16 protein-coding genes and 1 pseudogene are annotated in these 20,945 nt (G+C 28.3%); 10 read left to right on the top strand and 7 right to left on the bottom strand.

The window, feature by feature from the left end:
• Together CBD51_006440 and CBD51_006435 are read right to left on the bottom strand one after the other, a co-directional pair.
• Window positions 1-440: pyridoxal-phosphate dependent enzyme (locus CBD51_006440; protein RPG57964.1), on the bottom strand; the 440-nt coding region annotated here is incomplete at its 3' end.
• Complete coding sequence (locus tag CBD51_006435) at window positions 441-1,655, bottom strand: FtsX-like permease family protein (GenBank protein ID RPG57963.1); 1,215 nt, start codon at window positions 1,653-1,655, stop codon at window positions 441-443.
• A 33-nt stretch (window positions 1,656-1,688) separates the two neighbouring features.
• Here CBD51_006435 and CBD51_006430 point away from each other — a divergent pair, with 33 nt between their 5' ends.
• Complete coding sequence (locus CBD51_006430) at window positions 1,689-2,846, top strand: DUF1343 domain-containing protein (GenBank protein ID RPG57962.1); 1,158 nt, start codon at window positions 1,689-1,691, stop codon at window positions 2,844-2,846.
• On the opposite strand, the gene CBD51_006425 is transcribed toward CBD51_006430, so the two are convergent.
• Both CBD51_006425 and CBD51_006420 read right to left on the bottom strand, forming a co-directional pair.
• Complete coding sequence (locus CBD51_006425) at window positions 2,843-4,033, bottom strand: pyridoxal phosphate-dependent aminotransferase (protein ID RPG57961.1); 1,191 nt, start codon at window positions 4,031-4,033, stop codon at window positions 2,843-2,845. The two genes, CBD51_006430 and CBD51_006425, sit on opposite strands and share 4 nt — an antisense overlap.
• Before the next feature lie 11 nt (window positions 4,034-4,044).
• Entirely contained in the window at window positions 4,045-4,503 is a 459-nt protein-coding gene (locus tag CBD51_006420) for a DUF1573 domain-containing protein (protein ID RPG57960.1), read from the bottom strand.
• Between the two features lie 134 nt (window positions 4,504-4,637).
• Between CBD51_006420 and CBD51_006415 the strand changes: the two are divergent.
• A pseudogene (locus CBD51_006415) lies at window positions 4,638-7,259 on the top strand (valine--tRNA ligase).
• Window positions 7,246-10,602 (top strand): methylmalonyl-CoA mutase, encoded by a 3,357-nt coding sequence (locus CBD51_006410; protein ID RPG57959.1) that lies wholly within the window; start codon window positions 7,246-7,248, stop codon window positions 10,600-10,602. Before CBD51_006415 ends, CBD51_006410 begins: the two are co-directional and overlap by 14 nt.
• Before the next feature lie 4 nt (window positions 10,603-10,606).
• On the opposite strand, the gene ispH is transcribed toward CBD51_006410, so the two are convergent.
• A complete protein-coding gene (ispH, locus tag CBD51_006405; protein ID RPG57958.1) occupies window positions 10,607-11,836 on the bottom strand; it encodes a 4-hydroxy-3-methylbut-2-enyl diphosphate reductase in 1,230 nt (409 codons plus the stop codon).
• A gap of 203 nt (window positions 11,837-12,039) precedes the next feature.
• Here ispH and CBD51_006400 point away from each other — a divergent pair, with 203 nt between their 5' ends.
• The 7 genes from CBD51_006400 to CBD51_006370 are packed head-to-tail and all read left to right on the top strand — an operon-like array spanning window position 12,040 to window position 18,642.
• Window positions 12,040-14,205, top strand: coding sequence for a 30S ribosomal protein S1 (locus CBD51_006400; GenBank protein ID RPG57957.1), 2,166 nt, complete (start codon window positions 12,040-12,042; stop codon window positions 14,203-14,205).
• A 35-nt stretch (window positions 14,206-14,240) separates the two neighbouring features.
• The gene (gene pyrR / locus CBD51_006395; GenBank protein ID RPG57956.1) at window positions 14,241-14,786 is read left to right on the top strand and encodes a bifunctional pyr operon transcriptional regulator/uracil phosphoribosyltransferase PyrR; all 546 of its coding nucleotides are present in this window, start codon (window positions 14,241-14,243) and stop codon (window positions 14,784-14,786) included.
• The gene (locus CBD51_006390) at window positions 14,783-15,715 is read left to right on the top strand and encodes an aspartate carbamoyltransferase catalytic subunit (GenBank protein ID RPG57955.1); all 933 of its coding nucleotides are present in this window, start codon (window positions 14,783-14,785) and stop codon (window positions 15,713-15,715) included. The genes pyrR and CBD51_006390 overlap by 4 nt, the downstream gene beginning before the upstream one ends.
• A 2-nt stretch (window positions 15,716-15,717) precedes the next feature.
• Window positions 15,718-16,032: a hypothetical protein gene (locus tag CBD51_006385; protein ID RPG57954.1), complete on the top strand. Its 315-nt coding sequence runs from the start codon at window positions 15,718-15,720 to the stop codon at window positions 16,030-16,032.
• Window positions 16,033-16,047: 15 nt separating this feature from the next.
• Window positions 16,048-16,893 (top strand): T9SS C-terminal target domain-containing protein, encoded by an 846-nt coding sequence (locus CBD51_006380; GenBank protein ID RPG57953.1) that lies wholly within the window; start codon window positions 16,048-16,050, stop codon window positions 16,891-16,893.
• Between the two features lie 2 nt (window positions 16,894-16,895).
• Window positions 16,896-17,816, top strand: coding sequence for a ribonuclease Z (locus CBD51_006375; GenBank protein RPG57952.1), 921 nt, complete (start codon window positions 16,896-16,898; stop codon window positions 17,814-17,816).
• A gap of 1 nt (window position 17,817) precedes the next feature.
• The gene (locus CBD51_006370) at window positions 17,818-18,642 is read left to right on the top strand and encodes a hypothetical protein (protein RPG57951.1); all 825 of its coding nucleotides are present in this window, start codon (window positions 17,818-17,820) and stop codon (window positions 18,640-18,642) included.
• On the opposite strand, the gene miaA is transcribed toward CBD51_006370, so the two are convergent.
• Entirely contained in the window at window positions 18,630-19,532 is a 903-nt protein-coding gene (gene miaA / locus CBD51_006365; GenBank protein RPG57950.1) for a tRNA (adenosine(37)-N6)-dimethylallyltransferase MiaA, read from the bottom strand. The genes CBD51_006370 and miaA overlap by 13 nt on opposite strands.
• Window positions 19,529-20,944 carry an HD domain-containing protein gene (locus CBD51_006360; GenBank protein RPG57949.1) on the bottom strand — a complete coding sequence of 472 codons (1,416 nt, stop codon included), beginning with the start codon at window positions 20,942-20,944 and terminating at the stop codon, window positions 19,529-19,531. Before CBD51_006360 ends, miaA begins: the two co-directional genes overlap by 4 nt.
• Window position 20,945: the final 1 nt, after the last annotated feature.

Raw genomic sequence — 20,945 nt, 5'->3', positions numbered from 1 at the left:
TGATTTATATAAAAACTATTTTTAATTTTTTTTTGTAAATTTTTTGCAACTGAGTAATATGATTTTATATCTTCGGGCTTTACATTTGTTGGCGTTATAATAACCTCTACTCCTATAGCACGTAAAATATCGATTTTTTCTGAGGACATTTTGTCCGGCATAGTTACAATCATTTTATATCCCTTTCTAATTGCAGATAGTGCAAGACCCATTCCAGTATTACCAGATGTTGATTCTATTATTGTACCTCCAGGTTTTAATAGATTATTTTTTTCAGCATCCTCAATCATTTTTCCTCCAATTCTATCTTTTATTGAATGGCCAGGATTAAAAGATTCTAATTTTGCTAAAAATATGCCTTTAGTATTTTTTACAATTTTATTCAATTTAACTAGTGGTGTGTTACCTATTAATTCTGTAATATGTTCTACGTAATCCATTTAATTAATTTTTAAAATATTTGAAGGTGTGATTTTTTGAATTATAACATATGGAACAATGATACTCACTTGAATAATTATAAAAGTAATAATATTAATTAATATAATATGTGAAATATTTATATCAATTGGTACGTAATCAATAAAGTATGAAACCGGATCTAATTGAATTATTCTTGTATATTTTTGTATAAAACATAAGCTTAAACCAATTACGTTTCCGTATATAATACCCTTTATTGATATCTCAAAACTATTAAATAAAAATATTTTTAGGATTGATATGTTGCCACACCCGAATGACTTAAGTGTTCCAATCATTTTTATTCTTTCTAGCATTAGAATTAACAATGAATTTGTCATATTTATTATGCATATCATACACATTATTATTATTAAAATAAATATATTTTTATCAAATAAATTAATCCATGTAAAAAGATTTGAGAATCTATTTTCTAAGGAATTAGCTACCAAATTATATTTTAAATTTTTATTGATTTTTTTGGTTATTTTTTCAATTGGAGCGTCTTTTTTTAAGGATATTTCATATTTACTAAATTCCTTGCTTGACCATTTGTTTATTTTCTGTAATGTTTCATTGTTGGTAAAGCAGTAGTTGTCATTAAATACTTCATTTTGCATATCAAATATTCCAGTGATTATGAATAATCTTTTTTGAATATTATTATTCTTAGAAAGAAAATATAGTAAGCAGTTGTCGCCAATTTTTAGCTTTAAATTTTGTGCTTGATTTTGAGAGACTAATAATTCATTTTTAGCATTTTTATTTAAATATGACCCTTCTATAATATAATTTTTAATTATTTCATTTTTATATCTTGGAAAAATTCCTTTTACAATCACTCCTTTTAGATTGTCATCTTTATTAATTATTGCAGATTTGTTGATTATGGGGTTAATCTCTTCGATGCCATTAATATTTTGAATAACTGATAACTCTTCATCACTTATATTAATGTATTGTGTTTCATTTTTGTTATTAATATTTGCAATTACTATATCGGAGTCAGTATTTTTGATATTGTTAATAATAGTTAATTGTAGTCCTTTGCCAGTTGAAATGCTAATAATCATAATGATCACACTAATAGATATAGCGATTTGACAAATATTAATTATAGGTCCTGAGTAGTAGTATCTGTTAAGTTTAGACTTTGAAAGTCTTTTTGCAATAAATAATTCGAAATTCAATTTTTGAGATATAAAATTATTAAATTCAAATATATGAAATTAAAGAAATTCATTTTTTTTATCTACTCACTATGTTGCGTTTTTAATTTACTTTTAGCTCAAAAGCCTGGAATTTATGATATTGACAATTATATAAATAAATTAAAAAATAAAAATATAGGTCTTGTTGTTAATCATTCATCAGTTTTAAATAAAACACATTTAGTTGATACCTTGTTAAGTTTATCTATTGATATTAACTATATTTTTTCTCCCGAACATGGTTTTGGTGGTAATTTTAATGCAGGTGAGTATGTTGAAAATTCTGAATATAATGGTATTCCAACTATTTCTTTATATGGTAAGAATAAGGAAATTCAAGATATTTATTTACAAGATATTGATGTTATTTTATTTGATCTTCAAGACGTTGGAGTTCGTTTTTATACATATATATCTACATTACATTATGTGATGGAAGCTTGTGCTAAAAATGATGTTAACCTAATTGTTTTAGACCGACCTAATCCTCATGCCAATTATGTAGATGGTCCGCTTTTAGATAAAAACTTCGCTTCTTTTGTGGGTATGCATGAGGTTCCGGTTGTATATGGAATGACTATAGGTGAGTATTCTCTTATGATTAATGGAGAAGGATGGTTGCAGGGTAGTTTAGTTTGTTCTATGGAGGTTGTGGAAAACATTGATTATAATCGTTCTAGTAAAATAAAATATGAGATTCCACCGTCACCTAATTTAAGAAGTTTGTCTGCAATTTTACTATACCCATCATTATGTTTTTTTGAAGGCACAGTTGTTAGTGTTGGCAGAGGGACTAATCAGCCTTTTCAAATTTATGGAGCCCCTTTTTTTGACACAAACTATCAATTTATACCAAGATCTAATTTTGGTGCTAATAACCCAAAATATAATAATGAAAAATGTTTTGGATTCGATTTGCGAAATTATTATTTAGATAATGATGTGATATTAGATCAAATAAATTTAGATTTTTTAATTAATTCTTATAGACTAGCTCCTAAGAATATAAAATCAGAATTTTTCAATTCTTTTTTTAATACTCTAGCAGGAAATGATAAGTTGCAAATGCAATTGATTAATAATGTATCTATAATTGATATTCGTGAAAGTTGGGCTGAAGATATTAAAGAATTCAAGTTGATTAGGTCAAAATACTTATTATATAATTAGTCACTATATTCTTGTAGACCTTTTTTAATGATATTAGCAGCAATTCTGAGTTTTGCACTTTCCAAAACATATGCAATTCGCACTTGATTATAAATCAAATTCTTTTTATTATAAAAACCGTTTGCAGGAGCTAACATAACTGTCGTATTTTCAATATGAAAGCTTTCAAGAAGCCATTGACAAAATGTTTCTGCATTTTTTACAGGTAGCTCTACAATACAATAAAATGCACCCTTTGGTAATGGGCATGTGACACCAGGAATTTGTCTGATATCATTTACTAGTATGTTTCTACGTATGCTATACTCTTTAATTACTTTTTCAAAATAATCACTATCTGTATTTAAGGCTTCCATAGCAGCTAATTGTCCTAGTGTTGGTGGACTCAGTCGGGCCTGTGAAAACTTTAATGCAGTATTAATGATTTGATTATTTTTTGAGATTATAGCTCCTATTCTTGCTCCACACATACTGTATCTTTTAGAAACAGAGTCAATAATAATTGTGTTGTCTTTTATACTGTTTAGTTTTAATACAGAATAATGAGAGTGATTGTCATAGATAAATTCTCTGTAAACTTCATCAGCAATGAGAAAAATATCATATTTTTTGACAATCATTGCTAATGACTTTAATTCCTTTTTTGAATATAGTACTCCAGTGGGATTACCAGGATTACATATTAGTATTGCTTTAGTTTTTTTTGATATTTTTTCTTCAAATTGCTTAGTGTTGGGTAATTTAAAATTGTTATTAATATCACATAAGATTGGTACAATATTAACATTGCATGAGTTTGTGAATCCATTGTAATTTGCATAATAGGGGTCTGGAATTATAATTTCATCTTCAGGGTCACATATGCAGTTTATAATTGTATTAAGAGCTTCGGAGCCACCAGTTGTAATTAAAATATCATTATACGAAATTTTTGGTTCGATTTTCTGGTAATATCTTGCTAACTTTTTACGATAATCTTCTATTCCTGCTGAGTGGCTATATGTTAATGATTTAATATCAAAGTTATTGATTTTTTGCATCACATTTATTGGCGGTAATACATCTGGCTGTCCAATATTTAGGTGTAAGACTTCTTTACCTGATTTTTTTGCTTTTTCAGCAAACGGAACAAGTTTACGTATTGGAGATTCAGGCATTTGTTTGCCTTTTTGTGAAATCTTTGGCATAATATTACAAGTTATTTTGCTATTGGAGCTAAATTAGATTGTTTTTTTATAGGTTGGGTATTTTTCTTTTCTGTTGCTAAGATTTTTCCTTTGACTTTGATAATTTGCGGTGAGTTTTTTGCATTTGAAGTAATAGTAATACTTTTATTAAATGAACCAATTCTTTTTTCATCATAGTTTACTTGAATTACACCTGATTCTCCAGACATAATAGGTTCTTTTGGCCAGTTTGGAACTGTGCATCCACAAGACCCCTTAGCTTTTGATATAATCAAGGGCTCTTTACCAGTGTTTGTAAATACGAATTCACATTTTGAGCTTGGGTCATCATATTGCATGAATGTACCTAGGTCAATTAATTCAGTTTCAAATGAGATTATTGGTGCATTATAATTAATTGTTAGTTCTTCCTGAGCTGTAATTAGATTATAGGTAAATACAATTAGTAAAATAAAATATATTTTTTTCATGATTAAAATGTAAAGTTAAGGATTTAACAAAGCTATATTTTTATCTTAAATTTTACAAATTAAAAATCAACGAATTCAATACTAATCATATCTAGTAAAAAATATGTAAATTGTGTTTTTTTATTTAAAAATTTATGGAGTCTAAATATAATCCGAAAGACATAGAGTTAAAATGGTATAACTATTGGATGGAGAATAATCTTTTTCACTCAGAACCCAATAATAAAAAACCTTATACTATTTTGATTCCTCCACCAAATGTAACAGGTGTTTTACATATGGGACATATGCTAAATAATACTATCCAAGATGTTTTAATTAGAAGAGCTAGATTATTAGGTTTTAATGCTTGCTGGGTTCCAGGAACTGATCATGCATCAATTGCAACTGAAGCAAAGGTTTTAAATAAATTAAAAGATGATGGGGTTGATAAAAGTAATTTATCAAGAGAGTAATTCTTAAAACATGCTTGGCAATGGACAAATAAACATGGTGGGATTATTTTACAGCAGTTAAAACGGTTAGGTGTTTCTTGTGATTGGAGTAGACTGAAATTCACTATGGATGATGATATGTCAGAGTCTGTGATTAAAACATTTGTTAGACTATATAATAAGGGCTTAATTTATAGAGGAGACAAAATGATTAATTGGGATCCTAAGGCTAAAACAGCGATTTCAGATGAAGAGGTGATTTATAAAGAACAAAACTCTAATCTGTACTATGTGGATTATAAAATTCTTGATTCTAACTCTGTAATTACGGTAGCTACTACAAGGCCAGAAACCATTTTGGGAGACACTGCTATTTGTGTAAATCCTAGTGATAAAAGATATAAAAAAATTATAGGCAAAAAAGTTTTTGTTCCACTTATTAATAGGGAGATACCCATTATAACTGATGATTATATAGATTCGGAATTTGGGACCGGTGCTTTAAAGGTTACACCTGCTCATGATATTAATGATTATTTAATTGGTAAAAAAAATAATTTAGAAATTATTTCAGTTATTGACGAAGATGGGTTAATTCATAAAAATGGTCAATTATATATTGGAGAAGATAGATTTGTTGTAAGAAAAAAAATTATACAAGCAATTGATAAAGTTGGACAGTTAAATAAAGTTGAATCTATTAAGAATAAAGTTGGTTTTTCTGAAAGAACAGATGTTGTTATAGAGCCAAGAATTTCTACTCAATGGTTTATGAAGATGGGAAATTTAGCTAAACCTGCATTACAAAGTGTTTTGAATCAGTCTGTTAATTTTTATCCTAAAAAAACAATAAGTACTTACAAGTATTGGATGGAAAATATTAGAGATTGGTGTTTGTCAAGACAGCTTTGGTGGGGCCATCAAATACCGGTGTATTATTATAATGATTCTGATTATGTAGTTGCTGAAAATAAATCAATGGCACTATCAATTGCGCAAGAGAAATCAAATAATTATAATTTAAAATTATCTGATCTAAGACAGGATGAAGATGTATTAGATACTTGGTTTTCTTCTTGGCTTTGGCCTTTGAGTGTATTCGATGGCATTAGGAATCCAGATAATCCAGATTTTAAGTATTATTATGCTACTGATGATTTGGTAACAGGACCTGATATTTTGTTTTTTTGGGTTGCAAGAATGATTATGGCTGGATATGAATTCGAGAATATTGCACCTTTTAAAAATGTGTATTTTACGGGCATTGTGAGAGACAAAAAAAGAAGAAAAATGTCAAAATCTTTAGGAAATTCTCCTGATCCCATTCAACTAATTGACTTATATGGAGCGGACGGTGTTAGAACAGCTATGTTATTTGCGTCTCCTGCTGGAAATGATTTACTTTTTGACGAAAGTTTATGTGAGCAAGGCAGAAATTTCTCTAATAAGATTTGGAATGCATTTCGGCTAGTTGATTCATGGAGTGTTAGTGACTCTGATTGTAATGTAATTGAAAAATCAGCAATTAGATGGTTTAGTCACAAACTTAGATTAGAATTGAAAAAACTAGATAGGTTGTTTTTAGAATTCAGAATTTCAGACTGTCTTATGACATTATATAAGTTAATCTGGGACGATTTTTGCAGTAGTTATTTAGAACTTATTAAACCTTTTGATAAAAATATTTCTTCTTCTACAAAAGAACAAACAATTGAGTTTTTTAGTACTTTATTAACTTGTCTGCATCCCTTTATGCCTTTTGTGACTGAGGAAATTTGGCAAAGTTTACAACAAAGAAAAAAAGGTCAATCTATTTCTTTTGCTAGATGGCCTGAATTAAATTCAGATTCTATTGATGAAAACATGTTATTAGAATTTGATCATTTATTTAAAGTGGTAGCTGAAATTAGAAAAATCAGAAAAGAAAAAAACATTCCTTTTAAACAATCATTGGACCTTATTTATGAAGCATCAAATTCTGTTCCTTTGTCCGAAGTTTTAAAAAAGATGTGTAATTTAAATCAAGTAAAATTATTATCTAATAATTCGGACAATTTATTTCCTTTTTTAGTAGATGTTAATAAGTATTACATTCCTATTGTATTCAAAATTGATTCTAAAAATGAAATAATAAAGATTAATGAAAAAATCACTTATTTAAACGGATTTTTAAATTCTATTGATAAAAAACTTTCAAATGAAAATTTTGTTAAGAATGCTCCGAAAAAAGTTATTGAAATAGAGTTGAAAAAAAAGAATGACACTGTTAATAAGTTAAAATCACTACAAGAACAATTAAACTCATTTAATGAACCTACCTAAAAAATATACGCCAAAAAATAAAATAAGAATTATTACTGCAGCTTCTCTTTTTGATGGTCACGATGCTTCTATTAATATTATGCGAAGAATTTTACAATCAACTGGTTGTGAAGTGATTCATTTAGGGCATGATAGAAGTGTTGAAGAAGTTGTTAATTGTGCAATACAAGAGGATGCAAACTCTATTGCAATTACTTCTTATCAAGGCGGACATATGGAGTATTTTAAGTATATGTTTGATTTACTTAGTCTGAAAAAATCGAGTCATATTAAAATTTTTGGAGGCGGAGGGGGTACAATATTGCCTGAAGAAATTCAAGAACTGCATGATTATGGTATTGCGAGAATTTATCATCCTGATGATGGTAGAAAAATGGGCTTACAAGGTATGATTAATGATCTGGTTAAAAAGTCAGATTTCCCAATTAATAAAAATAATTTTCTGCCTAATAAAATTGATATTAGAAATCGCGATTCAAAATCTGTTGCTCGATCTATTTCATTATTTGAAAACTCTTTTAAATTAAAAAGTGATATTACTTCATTTTTTAAAAACGAATCCAACTCATCAAGTTCTTTTGTAGTTGGTGTTACAGGTACTGGAGGAGCAGGTAAGTCATCGTTTGTTGACGAAATAATTAGGAGAATGCTAAATGATTTTAATGATATTTCTATTGGGATAGTATGTGTAGATCCATCTAAGAAAAAAACAGGTGGAGCATTACTTGGTGATAGAATAAGAATGAATTCTGTCTATGATAATAGAGTTTATATGAGATCTATGGCAACAAGAAAGTCTAATTTATCACTATCAAAAAGTATATCTGATACATTGTCAGTGATGAAATCTGCAAATTTTGACTTAATTATTTTAGAAACTTCTGGTATTGGTCAGTCAGATATTGAAATTGTTGATTACTCAGACCTTTCATTATACGTTATGACTCCAGAATTTGGAGCACCTACTCAACTGGAGAAAATAGATATGTTAGATTTTGCAGATTTTGTTGTTCTAAATAAATTTGATAAGTTAGGAGCATTAGATGCATTAAAGGATGTTAAAAAACAATATCAAAGAAATCATCTTCTTTTTGAAAAATCTGTTGATTCAATGCCAGTTTATGGTACGGTTGCATCTGAATTTAATAACAATGGATTAAATCAATTTTATTATGATCTCTTGAAAAAACTTAAGAAAAAAGCTGATTATTTTAATAGTATATCTCCTAGTTTAATTATTTCTAATAATAAGGATCAGTTAATTCCTCCTAAAAGAATCAGGTACTTATCTGAAATATCAGATTCAATTAGAAATTATAATAATGAGGTAGATAATTCGTCAAAAATTGCTGACTTAATTCATTCTCTTTTGAAGAGTATTTCTATTTTGGATAACTCAAATACAAAAAAATACTTACAAGAAAAGATCTCTGAATTATCATCTGATTTTTCAAAAGATGATTTAAAACTTTTGAAAACATTTGATGAAAAAATAAAAAAATATAAAAAATCTGTTTTTAAATTTAGAGTAAGAGATAAAGAAATTGAAGTTCAAAATTATACTAAATCTTTGTCTGGATTGAAAATCCCCTTAGTTTCTGTCCCTAGAATATCTTCATGGAAGGATTTGTTAATCTGGATTAAACAGGAAAATTTTCCTGGAGAGTTTCCTTATACTGCAGGTATTTATCCTTTTAAAAGGGAAGGTGAAGATCCAACTCGAATGTTTGCTGGTGAAGGTTCACCCGAGAGAACTAATCATAGGTTTCATTATTTAAGTCAAGATATGTCAAGTATTCGATTGTCTACTGCATTTGACTCTGTTACTTTGTATGGAAGGGATCCGCATAAGCGACCTGATATTTATGGTAAAATTGGTAATGCTGGAGTTTCTGTTGCATCAATTGATGACGCAAAAAAACTTTACTCCGGTTTTAATTTATGTGCACCATCTACTTCAGTTTCTATGACAATTAATGGACCTGCTCCAATGGTATTAGCATTTTTTCTCAATGCCGCAATTGATCAGCAATGTGAATTATATATTAAAGAAAACAACCTTGAGTTAGATGTAGAAAAAAAAATTAATAAGATATATAAGGATAGAGTTCGCCCAAAATATAATAGTAATTTACCAAGAGGCCATAATGGTTTAGGCCTGTATCTATTAGGTGTTTCAGGTTTAGATGTGCTAGAAAAAAAAATATACGAAAATATCAAAAAGAAAACTCTCTCTCTTGTTAGAGGGACAGTTCAAGCTGATATTTTAAAAGAAGATCAAGCACAAAATACATGTATTTTTTCAACTCATTTTGCATTAAGAATGATGGCAGATATACAAGATTTTTTTATTAAAAATAAAGTTAGAAATTTTTACTCTGTTTCAATTTCAGGATATCACATAGCAGAAGCTGGTGCTAACCCAATTACTCAGCTTGCATTTACACTTGCTAATGGATTTACTTATGTTGAGTATTACTTAAGTCGTGGTATGTCTATTAATGATTTTGCACCTAATTTATCGTTTTTCTTTTCTAATGGTATTGATCCTGAATATGCTGTGATTGGTAGAGTTGCAAGAAGAATATGGTCAAAAGCAATGAAATTAAATTATGGTGCAAATGAAAGAGCTCAAAAATTGAAATATCATATTCAAACATCTGGTCGTTCATTGCATGCACAAGAAATTTCATTTAATGATATAAGGACAACTTTACAAGCATTATATGCAATTTATGACAATTGTAATTCTTTACACACTAACGCTTATGATGAAGCTATTACAACCCCCACTGAAGAATCTGTCAGAAGGGCAGTTGCAATTCAATTAATTATTAATAAGGAGCTTGGCTTAGCAAAAAATCAAAATCCATTACAAGGTTCTTTCATAATTGAAGAATTAACCAATTTGGTTGAAGAAGCAGTTTTAGTAGAGTTTGATAGACTAACTGAAAGAGGTTCTGTGCTTGGAGCAATGGAAAGAATGTATCAAAGAGGTAAGATACAGGAGGAGTCTATTTATTATGAAACAAAAAAACATACTGGTGATTATCCTATAATAGGTGTTAATACATTTTTAGGTTCAGATGGTTCTCCTACAATTAAGCCAAAACAAATTATAAGATCTACTTCTAAAGAAAAAAATAATCAAATTAAAGGAATTAAATTATTTAAAGCAAATCATAAAAAATCATTAAATGATTCAGTACGTCTATTAGAAGAATGTATTGAAAAAGATGGAAATATATTTGAAAGTATTATGGCAATTTCTCACACAAAATCATTAGGTCAAATTACAGAAAGATTATTTAAATTAGGGGGTGAGTATAGAAGGAATATGTAAATGATTAAATTGTTTTATATTTTTTTTCAAACATTTCTATCACTTCATTAGAATTTATCTTGTTTGTCATAAGCTGACTAATTTTTATCATTACTTTTTCAATAATAACGTCCGGGCAAGATGCACCACTTGTTAGTATAATGTTACATGTTTTTTTCGGAAGAAAATTTGTTGTAATAATTTCTTTTTTCGTGTAAATATCAAAATGTTTTATACTGTTATTTGAAAATATTTTTTCGGCAGAATTTATGAAAAATGTTTGAGTCTTTTCAGCAGCTAGTTCAGCCAAATGGGATGTGTTTGAGCTATTATATCCACCAACTATTACTGCAATATCTACATTATGTTTTAGTAATTCTATTGTGCTTTCTTGGTTTTCATTTGTAGCATAACATAATGTGTCTCTAGTATTTGCAATATATTCTTGTACGTCCTCTTTTTGATGAATTTTTTGAAATGTTTTTGTAATTAATTCAATAATGGTTTTTGTTTCTGATGCCAACATTGTTGTTTGATTTACAATTCCTACTTTTTTTAAATCCGTAGTAAAATTAAAATCAGCCGATGTTTTATTTTTAAATAACTTTTTTTTATTACTATCGTTATTTCGAATTACTTCACATAGAGTGTGCACGTCTTCCATTTTTTCAACAATTATGGCAGGTCCATATTTCTTTGCTCTTGAGAATGTGGATCGTGTTTCTTCATGGTTCGCTTTTCCATGTATTATAGTAGTAAAGCCTTGTTGAGCAATTTCTTTGGATCTATTCCAAACTTTTGAAACAAAAGGACATGTTGTATCAAATTTTTCTGTATTAATTTTTTTTTCTTCAAGAATTTGCAATATTTCTAAACTTGTTCCAAATGCAGGTATAATAACAATATCTTTATTAGATATTTTATTCCAATTAATTAATTGTTGTCCTTTGGTATCCATTATAAAAGAAATTCCATTTTCTTGTAAATCCTGATTTACTAATTGATTATGTATCATTTCACTCAATAAGTAAATTTTTTTATTTGGATGATTCTTAATTGCATTATAGCAAATTTCTATAGCATTTTTTACGCCATAACAAAAACCAAAATGTCTTCCAATGTAAAAGTTAATTTTGTCAAATTGAATAATACTAGGTGAAAGATCTTTTTTTCTAGGATCGTACTTTTCTCTTATTTTTCTTATAGCATCTATGATATTGGCAGAGTAGTTTAAAGGAATATCAAATTTTTTCATAAAAAGATTTAACGTTAGTCACTTTCAATAACTACCATAAAAATAATTGAAATAAAGCGAAATATAAAATTAAGTTCTTATATTTGCGAACCTGTTTTTTTAGATTAAAGGAAAGATGAAACAGGAAATTGTTAATAAAATAAATAATACTTTCATTTTTTTCTAAATCTTTCTAAATAAAATGAAATACAAAAAGTCACACGATGAGCCAATCAAATAATACTGATGAAAATCAAATAGAAGCATCAGAAAACACAAATACAAATAGTTCAAATAACATAGATGATTCAACAGTGAATAAAAGTTTGGATAAGTCACTAACTGATAATTCAGCAGCTGAAGAGCCAACAGTCGAAGAGCCAATTAAAGCTGAAGAGCCAATTAAATCTGAAGAGCCAACAGTCGAAGAGCCAACAGTCGAAGAGCCAATTAAATCTGAAGAGCCAACAGTCGAAGAGCCAATTAAATCTGAAGAGTTAAAAGTTGAAGAGTCAAAAAAAGCTGAAGAGTTAAAAGTTGAAGAGTCAACAGTTGAAGAGCCAACAAAATCTGAAGAGATTATTCATGAAGCACAAAGTTTAAGCGAGATTAAGGATGAAAAAACAGTTTCTTTAGAAAATTTTGATTGGTCTGAATATGAAGATGGTGCACAACATTATACTGATTCCGAGTACAAAGAGTTAGAATCTATGTATAATGAAACTTTAAGTATTTTAGATGAGAGTAAAGTTATTGAAGGCAAAATAGTTGCACAAACTGATAGAGATTTTATTATTGATATTGGTGCTAAGTCAGAGGGTGTTATTTCAGTAAATGAATTTAGATATAATTCAGATTATAAACTTGGTGATTTGGTTGAAGTTATTATCGACCAGAAAGAAAATAAAACAGGACAGTTGGTCTTGTCTCATAAAAAAGCAAGAGCTCTCCAGGCATGGGATAGAGTTCAAGTTGCTCATCAGGAACAGTCAGTAGTTCCTGGTTTTATTAAGTGTAGAACTAAGGGGGGGATGATAGTAGATGTTTTTGGTCTAGAATCTTTTTTACCAGGCTCTCAAATAGACGTAAAACCTATTAGAGATTATGACATGTATGTTGGGAAAAACATGGAATTTAAAGTTGTCAAGATTAATCATGAATTTAAAAATATAGTAGTTTCTCATAAAGCTCTTATAGAAGAAGATATTGAACAGCAGAAGAAAGAAATTATTTCTAAATTAGATAAAGGTCAGATATTAGAAGGGGTAGTAAAAAACATTACTTCCTATGGAGTTTTTGTTGATTTAGGTGGAGTAGACGGCTTAATTCATATTACTGATTTATCTTGGAGTCGTATTCAACATCCTAATGAAGTTGTTGAATTAGATCAACAAATTAAAGTTGTAACTCTAGACTTTGATGAGAATAAAACCAGAATCCAACTAGGACTAAAACAGTTAACAGAACATCCTTGGGAGTCTTTGGATGAAAAACTACAAGTAGGAGATAAGGTGACTGCTAATGTGGTTGTTTTAGCTGACTATGGTGCGTTTGTTGAAATTATGCCTGGTGTTGAAGCTTTAATTCATGTCTCAGAAATGTCATGGTCAACCCATTTAAGATCTGCTCAAGATTTTCTTAAGCTTGGTCAGGAGGTTGAAGCTCAGGTTTTAACATTGGATAGGGAAGAGAGAAAAATGTCTTTAGGAATTAAGCAACTTTATCCTGATCCTTGGGTGAAAATTGTTGAAAAGTATCCTATAGAATCTAAACATAAGGGTATTGTTAAGAACTTTACTAATTTTGGTATTTTTATTGAATTAGAAGAGGGTGTTGATGGTTTAATACATATTTCAGATTTATCGTGGACTCAAAAAATTAAACATCCTGCTGATTTTACAAAGATTGGAGAAAAGTTGGATGTTCTAGTATTAGAATTGGATAGTGAAAATAGGCGATTAAGTTTAGGTCATAAACAATTAAAAGAAAACCCCTGGGATATATATGAAACAATTTTTACAGAAGATTCAATTCATGAAGGAGAAGTAGTTAGTGTGTTTGAAAAAGGTGCTACTGTTATATTTAAAAAAGAAGGTTTAGAGGGATATATACCAAAACGATATTGTGTTAAAAAAGATAAGACGAAATTAGATGTTGGTGAAATCTCTGAATTTAAGGTTCTTGAATTTTCTAAAGATAATAGGAGGATTATTGTCTGCCTAAAAGATAATATTGTTGATTTTGAGCACGAAGAAAAACAAAATAGGAAGCATGAAGAAGTCTCAAGAAAAAAAGTAATGAAGGATGTTCAGTCAAAAATCAGTAAATCTACTTTAGGTGATTTAGATGTATTATCTGATTTGAAAAATAAAATAGATGATCAACAATAAATGATTTTTGATATTGTAATAGTATATTTTAATAAATGTCTAAAACAAAAAAAGTAATTTTAAATTCACGTCAGTTAAATTTGACAGTTAAAAGATTATCTTTTGAAATCATTGAAAATCACATCACAAATATTGATAAGTGTGTTATAATTGGACTTCAACCGCGAGGTGTAGAATTGGCATGTGAAATACATAATATTTTAGAGCTAAATACAGGAAAAAAAATTAAAATAGGTCATTTAGATACAACTTTTTTTAGAGATGATTTTAGAAGAAGAGATGGAGTTATCCTTCCAAATGTTACTAGTATTGATTTTTCAATTGAAGACTTAAATATTGTTTTAGTTGATGATGTTTTATTTACTGGAAGGTCTGTTAGATCTGCTTTAGATGCACTAATTACTTTTGGTAGGCCCAATTCAGTTGAATTATTAGTCCTCATTGATAGAAGATTTAGTAGAGAGTTGCCAATACAACCTCAATATATTGGTAGATCAGTTGATGTTATTGACAATGAGCATGTTGTAGTTAATTTAAATGAAGTTAATAGTAATGTAATTTTATTAAATCAAAAATCATGACTTATTTGAGTGTTAATAATTTACTAGGCATTAAAAATTTAAGTCAAACTGATATAGAATTGATTTTTAAGTTTGCAGATAATTTTTGTGAGGTTTTAGAGAGACCAATTAAAAAGATTCCAACATTACGAGATATTACTATCGCTAATTTATTTTTTGAACCATCTACAAGAACAAGAGTTTCTTTTGAACTAGCTGAAAAAAGACTGTCAGCAGATATAGTTAATTTTTCTGCGTCATCATCATCCTTATCCAAAGGCGAAACTTTAATTGATACAACTAAGAATATATTAGCCATGAAGGTTGATATGATTGTATTAAGACATCCTTTTCCAGGTGCAGCAGAATTTCTTTCTCGACACGTTCCGTCTATTATTGTTAACGCTGGAGATGGTTCGCATGAACATCCTACTCAAGCTTTGTTAGATGCATATTCCATTAAGAAAAAATATGGAAAAATAAAAGACGTTAAAGTTTTAATTGTTGGTGACATTAAACACTCCAGAGTTGCTTTGTCCAATATTTTATGTCTTCAAAAATTAGGTGCAAAGGTTCGTGTTTGTGGTCCGTCTACATTGCTTCCTAAGTTTTTACAAACTTTGGGTGTTGAAGTGAGTCACAATATTAATGAATCCCTAGAATGGTGTGATGTAGCCAATATTTTAAGAATTCAACTTGAGAGGCAAAAACTTAAATTTTTTCCATCCAATAGAGAATATGCAATGCTTTTTGGTATAAATCAAAATATGTTAGATAATTTAAATCATAATATCTTATTAATGCATCCTGGCCCAATTAATAGAGGTGTTGAAGTTAGTAGTCAGGTAATTGACTCAAGTCAGTCAATTGTACTAAATCAAGTTCAAAACGGCGTTGCTATTAGGATGGCTGTTTTATATCTTTTAGCTACTAAATTGAAAAATAAATAGTAATGATAATTAGTAAAAAATCTAATTATTATTTATGTGAAGTAAATAATAATAATGACTTTTCAGATCTAATCACTTTTTTAAAATCTTTAGAAGGAGATTTAAGTGTTATTATTAACCTTTTGGGTTTTGATTATAATTCTTTAGATGTTTATAAATCTTTACTTCCTTTTCATTTTATTTGGCAAAAAACAAATAAATCATTTATCTTAGTCTCCAATATGATAGAAAAAGATTCTCAAGAACTTATATTCATCAAAACCTTGGAGGAAGCTATTGATTACTTTTATATGGAAGAACTAACTAGAAATATTTAATTTAAAATTATTATTATGATAAAAAATATACTATTCTTGGCATGTACTTTTGCATGTACTTTTGTTTATGCTCAGTGTGTACCTGACACTGACTTTACTGGTTTATTGGGACTCTCTGATGGTGCTTATGAAGTAGAAACAGAGACAGATACTTCTACTACACTACCACATGCTATTTTAGGTGAATCTTATGAGACCTTTTTTTATATGAGGATTCCAACAGATACTGCAATTACTTATGATTTAGGTTCAGGTCCACAAGATTTTGATCCTGTATTTATTACCTCAATAGGTGTTAATGATATACTAGGATTACCTTCTGACTTTGCTTATGAGTGTGCTTCTCAAGATGCAAGCGGTACAATTACAGAAAATAATTGTGTTTTTGAAGGTGGTGGGTATGGTTGTTTAAAACTTTCTTCTGACGAGGTAACAACTTCAGTAGGCACATATCCTTTAACTGTTGCATTAGATATTGTTGCGACTTATGAAGTTTTTGGTTTACCAATTCCTGTTGAAGTTACTGATGATACATTTTTAAATTATTTAGTTCTTCTTGTAGAGGAGAATAATAATACTTCTACTGCAGAGATTGTTGATGCTAGAACTTTTAGACATTTAGGATTATATCCCAATCCAGCTGAAAATTATTTTACTTTAAAGTTTGGTAATAATCAATCTGGAATTGTTGATTTTAGACTATATGATTTATTAGGAAATTCTATTTATTCAAATAAATTGCAAGCAAATATTGGATACAATGAAATGTCATTTGACTGTTCTAATATAATTCCTGGAATTTACAGTTACACCTTATCTAATGGAGATCAAATTATTACAAAGCAAGTTATTATTAAATAACTATGCTATTTGAGGTTACTATTTTAGGCAGCTCATCTGCTACTCCAACTTCAACAAGATATCCTTCCGCCCAATTAGTTAATCTACTTGGGCGGTTTTTTTTGTTTGATTGTGGTGAAGGAACTCAAATTCAATTAAGAAAACTTAGTTTTAAAATTCAAAAAATTCAGTTTATATGTATATCTCATTTACACGGAGATCATTACTTAGGGCTAATAGGCCTATTGTCAACAATGAGCTTGTTAAATAGAAAAAAAGAAGTTACCATTTTTGCTCCAAAGGGAATAGCTAAAATTTTAGATTTGCATTTTAAACTATCTTATTCGGAGCTTTCTTTTAAATTAAATATTATCCCCTTGCAGGGTTCTTCTATGAAAAGAATATTTGAAGATGAATCTTGTGAGTTATTTAGTTTTGGTTTAAAGCATCGTATTCCTTGTTGGGGATTTAAACTGAAAGAAAAAAAACGTCCTAGAAGATTAATTAAGAGTGCCATAGAAAAATATAATATACCTTTTCATTTATTGAAATCTATAAAATCAGGTTCAGATTATATAACATCAGATAATGAAGTTATTAAAAATCAAATAATTACAAGCGATTCTAGCATTCCACGTTCATATGCTTATTGTTCAGATACAATTTATTTTGATGGTATTATTGAACATGTTTTTGAAGTTGATATGTTATATCATGAAGCTACATTTCATTCAAATATGAGCAAAAGAGCTCGCTCTACTTTTCATAGTACTTCATTAGATGCTGCAATGGTCGCCAAAAATGCAAATGTTAAGTCTCTACTTTTAGGTCATTTTTCTTCACGATACAAAGATTTAAGTATTTTATTAGATGAAGCAAAAACTATTTTCCCTAATGTTAATCTTGCCATTGAGGGGTCAAAATGGAAAATAAATAAAAAATAATATGATAAAGTTAATTGTAGATAATGGAGGAACTAGTTCAGATTGGGCAATAGTGTCAGAAAAAAAAATATTTTCCTCGGATGGTGTCAATATGTTTGATTCTGAAAATGAATTATTTATAAAATTTCAAAATATTTTTTCAAAATTTAATTTACAAGAAAAAAATATATCATTAGACCTCTATACTGCTGGAGCAACTAATGATGTTAAAATAAAAATCCAAAATATTTTTAATACTCGTTTTCCGAATATTGAAGTGTCTATTTTTAGTGATATATTATGCGCTAGTCGTGCACTTTTTTTTGACGAAAAGGGTATTTCCTGTATCCTTGGGACGGGTTCTAATTGTACTTATTATGATGGTTATAAAAATCATTCTATCACTCCATCTTTAGGTTATTTATTTTCAGATGAAGGTAGTGGTTTTGATTTGGGGCGAAGATTATTAATTAATTATTTTAACAATAAATTATTTTATGAAATAAATCAAGCTATTTATGAAATAACAAAAATGAACAAAGATGATTTAATATCATTTATATATTCTTCTAAAGACCCTAAGAGATATATTGCTTCTTTTTCTATTTTAATAAAAAAATTTGAACACAATCTTCTTATTAAAGATATTATTAATCAATCTATTGTATCATTTTTAGATGCTCATCCATTTAATTATCCTAATTATAAAAATCTTAAATTTGGTTTTGTTGGTAGTGTTGCTTTTAATTTTAGAACTTATATAATAAGCTTGTTAGAAAAGAAAAATATTGAATGTGTATTTTTGAAAAAACCTATTGAAAATTTATTATTATACTATAATAAGTAATTTCTAATCAGTTTTTTTATATCTTCTTTTTGATTAATGTTATACTGGTTATATTTTTCTTTTTTAAACCATGTTATTTGCCTTTTTGCATATCTTCTACTATTCTTTTTAATTTCATCAATAGCCTTGTCAAGTGAATATATATTTTCTAAATTTTTAAAGATTTCTTGGTAACCAATAGTTTGTAGAGCTGGAAAATCTTTGTATTTATATAAATTTTCAGCTTCTTTAAATAAACCATCGTTTATCATTTTTTGCGTACGATTATTTATTTTTTCATAAAGTATCTCTCTTTTTTCGTTTAATGCTATATATAATGTTTGAAAGTTTCTTTTCTCTTTTTTTAATTTTTTATAGTAAGAAAAGGGTTTTTCGCCTACCTCGCTTATTTCTAATGCTCTTATAAGTCTTTGTGGATTATTCTTATCAATTGACATATAAGATTCTAAGTCAATTTTTTTAAGTCTTTTTTGAAGTTTTTGAATTCCTTTTTCTTCATATTCTTGTTTAAGTCTATTTCTGATTGCATTACTAACTTTAGGGAATGGACTCAGTCCTTCACATATTGCATCTACATATAGTCCAGATCCACCACATAAGAAAAGTATATCATGTTTATTGAATAAGTTATTTATTAACTGTAAGCTATCTGCTTCATAATTGCCAATTGAGTAATTTTTTTGTACAGATATATGTCCTATAAAGTGATGTTTTATTTGTTTGAGTTGTGCTTCACTAGGTTTTGCTACACCAATATTTAACTCTTTATAAAACTGTCGGCTATCTGCAGAAATTATTTCAGTTTTAAATTCTTTTGCTAATTCAATTGCAAGACTTGTCTTGCCTATTGCAGTAGGACCTGCTAAAACAATTAGTATTTTTTTTTTCAATGTTTTATACTTAAATCTTTTGCAATCTTATACATAAATTTTTCTGCTTCATTATAATTGTTTTTAATTTTTCCATCTAATATTGCTTCTCGAATTTGTGTTTTAATAATGCCTATTATTTTAGACGGTTTTAGTTGTAGTTTTTTCATTATTACATCACCATCGATAGGTGGTTGCCAATTTCTAATTTTGTCTCTGGCTTCCACTTCTTTTAATTGTTGATATACTAATTTTAAATTGTTTTTGTATTTGTGAACTTTATATTCATTTTTTGAAGTTATATCAGCAGTACATAATAACATTAAGTCTTCTATTGTTTCTTGTGCATCAAATAACAGTCTCCTTATACCAGATTCTGTTACGTTTTCTTTAGATAATGCAATTGGTCTTAAATGTAATAATACTAATTTTTGAACATATTGCATTTTTTCATTCATAGGAAGTTTTAATCTTTTAAATATTGTAGGAACCATTTTAGATCCAAGATGTTCATGTCCATGAAATGTCCAGCCATTTTTTTTATCAAATCTTTTTGTTGCTGGTTTTGCTATATCATGTAAAATAGCGGACCATCTTAACCATAGATTATCACTTTTTTTACTGATATTGTCTAATACCTCTAGTGAGTGATAGAAGTTATCTTTATGTTTAATTCCCCCAATATTATCCACGCCGTGTAGTAATTGAAATTCAGGAAAAAAAAGTTGGAGCAAGCCAGTTTCTGATAAAATTTTAAAACCCCTTGAAGGTTTTTTTGACAAAATAATTTTGTTTAATTCTTCTGTAATTCGTTCTTGTTTTACAATTTTTAACCTTGCTTTGTTTTGTTTAATTGCATTTAGAGAAGCATCATCTATATTGAAATGTAAAGTACTAGCAAACCTAATCGCTCTCATCATTCTAAGAGGATCATCGCTATATGTCTGATTTGGCTCTAAGGGTGTTTTGATAATTTTATTTTTAATATCTCCTATCCCATCAAATGGATCTATGAATTCACCAAAATTATCTTTATTTAAACTTACTGCCATTGCATTTATAGTAAAGTCTCTTCTTTTTTGATCATCTTCAATAGAACCTTTAATTACTTTAGGATTTCTACTTGAGGGATTGTAAGATTCCTTTCTTGCACCATTAAATTCTATTTTAATATCCTTATATTGAATTGCAGCAGTACCAAAAGTTTTGTATATACTAATTTTATCTAATTTTAATTTATTGGCAACTTTTTTTGCCAATTTAATTCCATCTTCATCAGATACAATATCAAATTCTGTAATTAAATTTTTTCTTTTTAAAATAGAATCCCTTACCCAGCCGCCAATAACAAATGCTTTCATTCCTAATTGATCACTACATTCTCCAATAATTTTAAATAATGAATGTTTTATTATGTCTTTTCTTATTTTCATA

Source organism: Flavobacteriales bacterium TMED191 (assembly GCA_002171975.2).
In the GTDB taxonomy this organism is placed as follows: Bacteria; Bacteroidota; Bacteroidia; order Flavobacteriales; family TMED113.
The sequence above is the reverse complement of the archived record's forward strand: the minus strand, read 5'-3'. Positions and strand labels throughout refer to the sequence as shown.

What these genes read in the sequence shown, in the direction of transcription:
- CBD51_006430 (RPG57962.1), top strand. Translation starts at nt 1,689, where the DNA reads ATGAAATTAAAGAAATTCATTTTTTTTATCTACTCACTATGTTGCGTT.
- CBD51_006425 (RPG57961.1), bottom strand. Translation starts at nt 4,033, where the DNA reads ATGCCAAAGATTTCACAAAAAGGCAAACAAATGCCTGAATCTCCAATA.
- CBD51_006420 (RPG57960.1), bottom strand. Translation starts at nt 4,503, where the DNA reads ATGAAAAAAATATATTTTATTTTACTAATTGTATTTACCTATAATCTA.
- CBD51_006410 (RPG57959.1), top strand. Translation starts at nt 7,246, where the DNA reads ATGAACCTACCTAAAAAATATACGCCAAAAAATAAAATAAGAATTATT.
- ispH (RPG57958.1), bottom strand. Translation starts at nt 11,836, where the DNA reads ATGAAAAAATTTGATATTCCTTTAAACTACTCTGCCAATATCATAGAT.
- CBD51_006400 (RPG57957.1), top strand. Translation starts at nt 12,040, where the DNA reads ATGAGCCAATCAAATAATACTGATGAAAATCAAATAGAAGCATCAGAA.
- pyrR (RPG57956.1), top strand. Translation starts at nt 14,241, where the DNA reads ATGTCTAAAACAAAAAAAGTAATTTTAAATTCACGTCAGTTAAATTTG.
- CBD51_006390 (RPG57955.1), top strand. Translation starts at nt 14,783, where the DNA reads ATGACTTATTTGAGTGTTAATAATTTACTAGGCATTAAAAATTTAAGT.
- CBD51_006385 (RPG57954.1), top strand. Translation starts at nt 15,718, where the DNA reads ATGATAATTAGTAAAAAATCTAATTATTATTTATGTGAAGTAAATAAT.
- CBD51_006380 (RPG57953.1), top strand. Translation starts at nt 16,048, where the DNA reads ATGATAAAAAATATACTATTCTTGGCATGTACTTTTGCATGTACTTTT.
- CBD51_006375 (RPG57952.1), top strand. Translation starts at nt 16,896, where the DNA reads ATGCTATTTGAGGTTACTATTTTAGGCAGCTCATCTGCTACTCCAACT.
- CBD51_006370 (RPG57951.1), top strand. Translation starts at nt 17,818, where the DNA reads ATGATAAAGTTAATTGTAGATAATGGAGGAACTAGTTCAGATTGGGCA.
- CBD51_006360 (RPG57949.1), bottom strand. Translation starts at nt 20,944, where the DNA reads ATGAAAATAAGAAAAGACATAATAAAACATTCATTATTTAAAATTATT.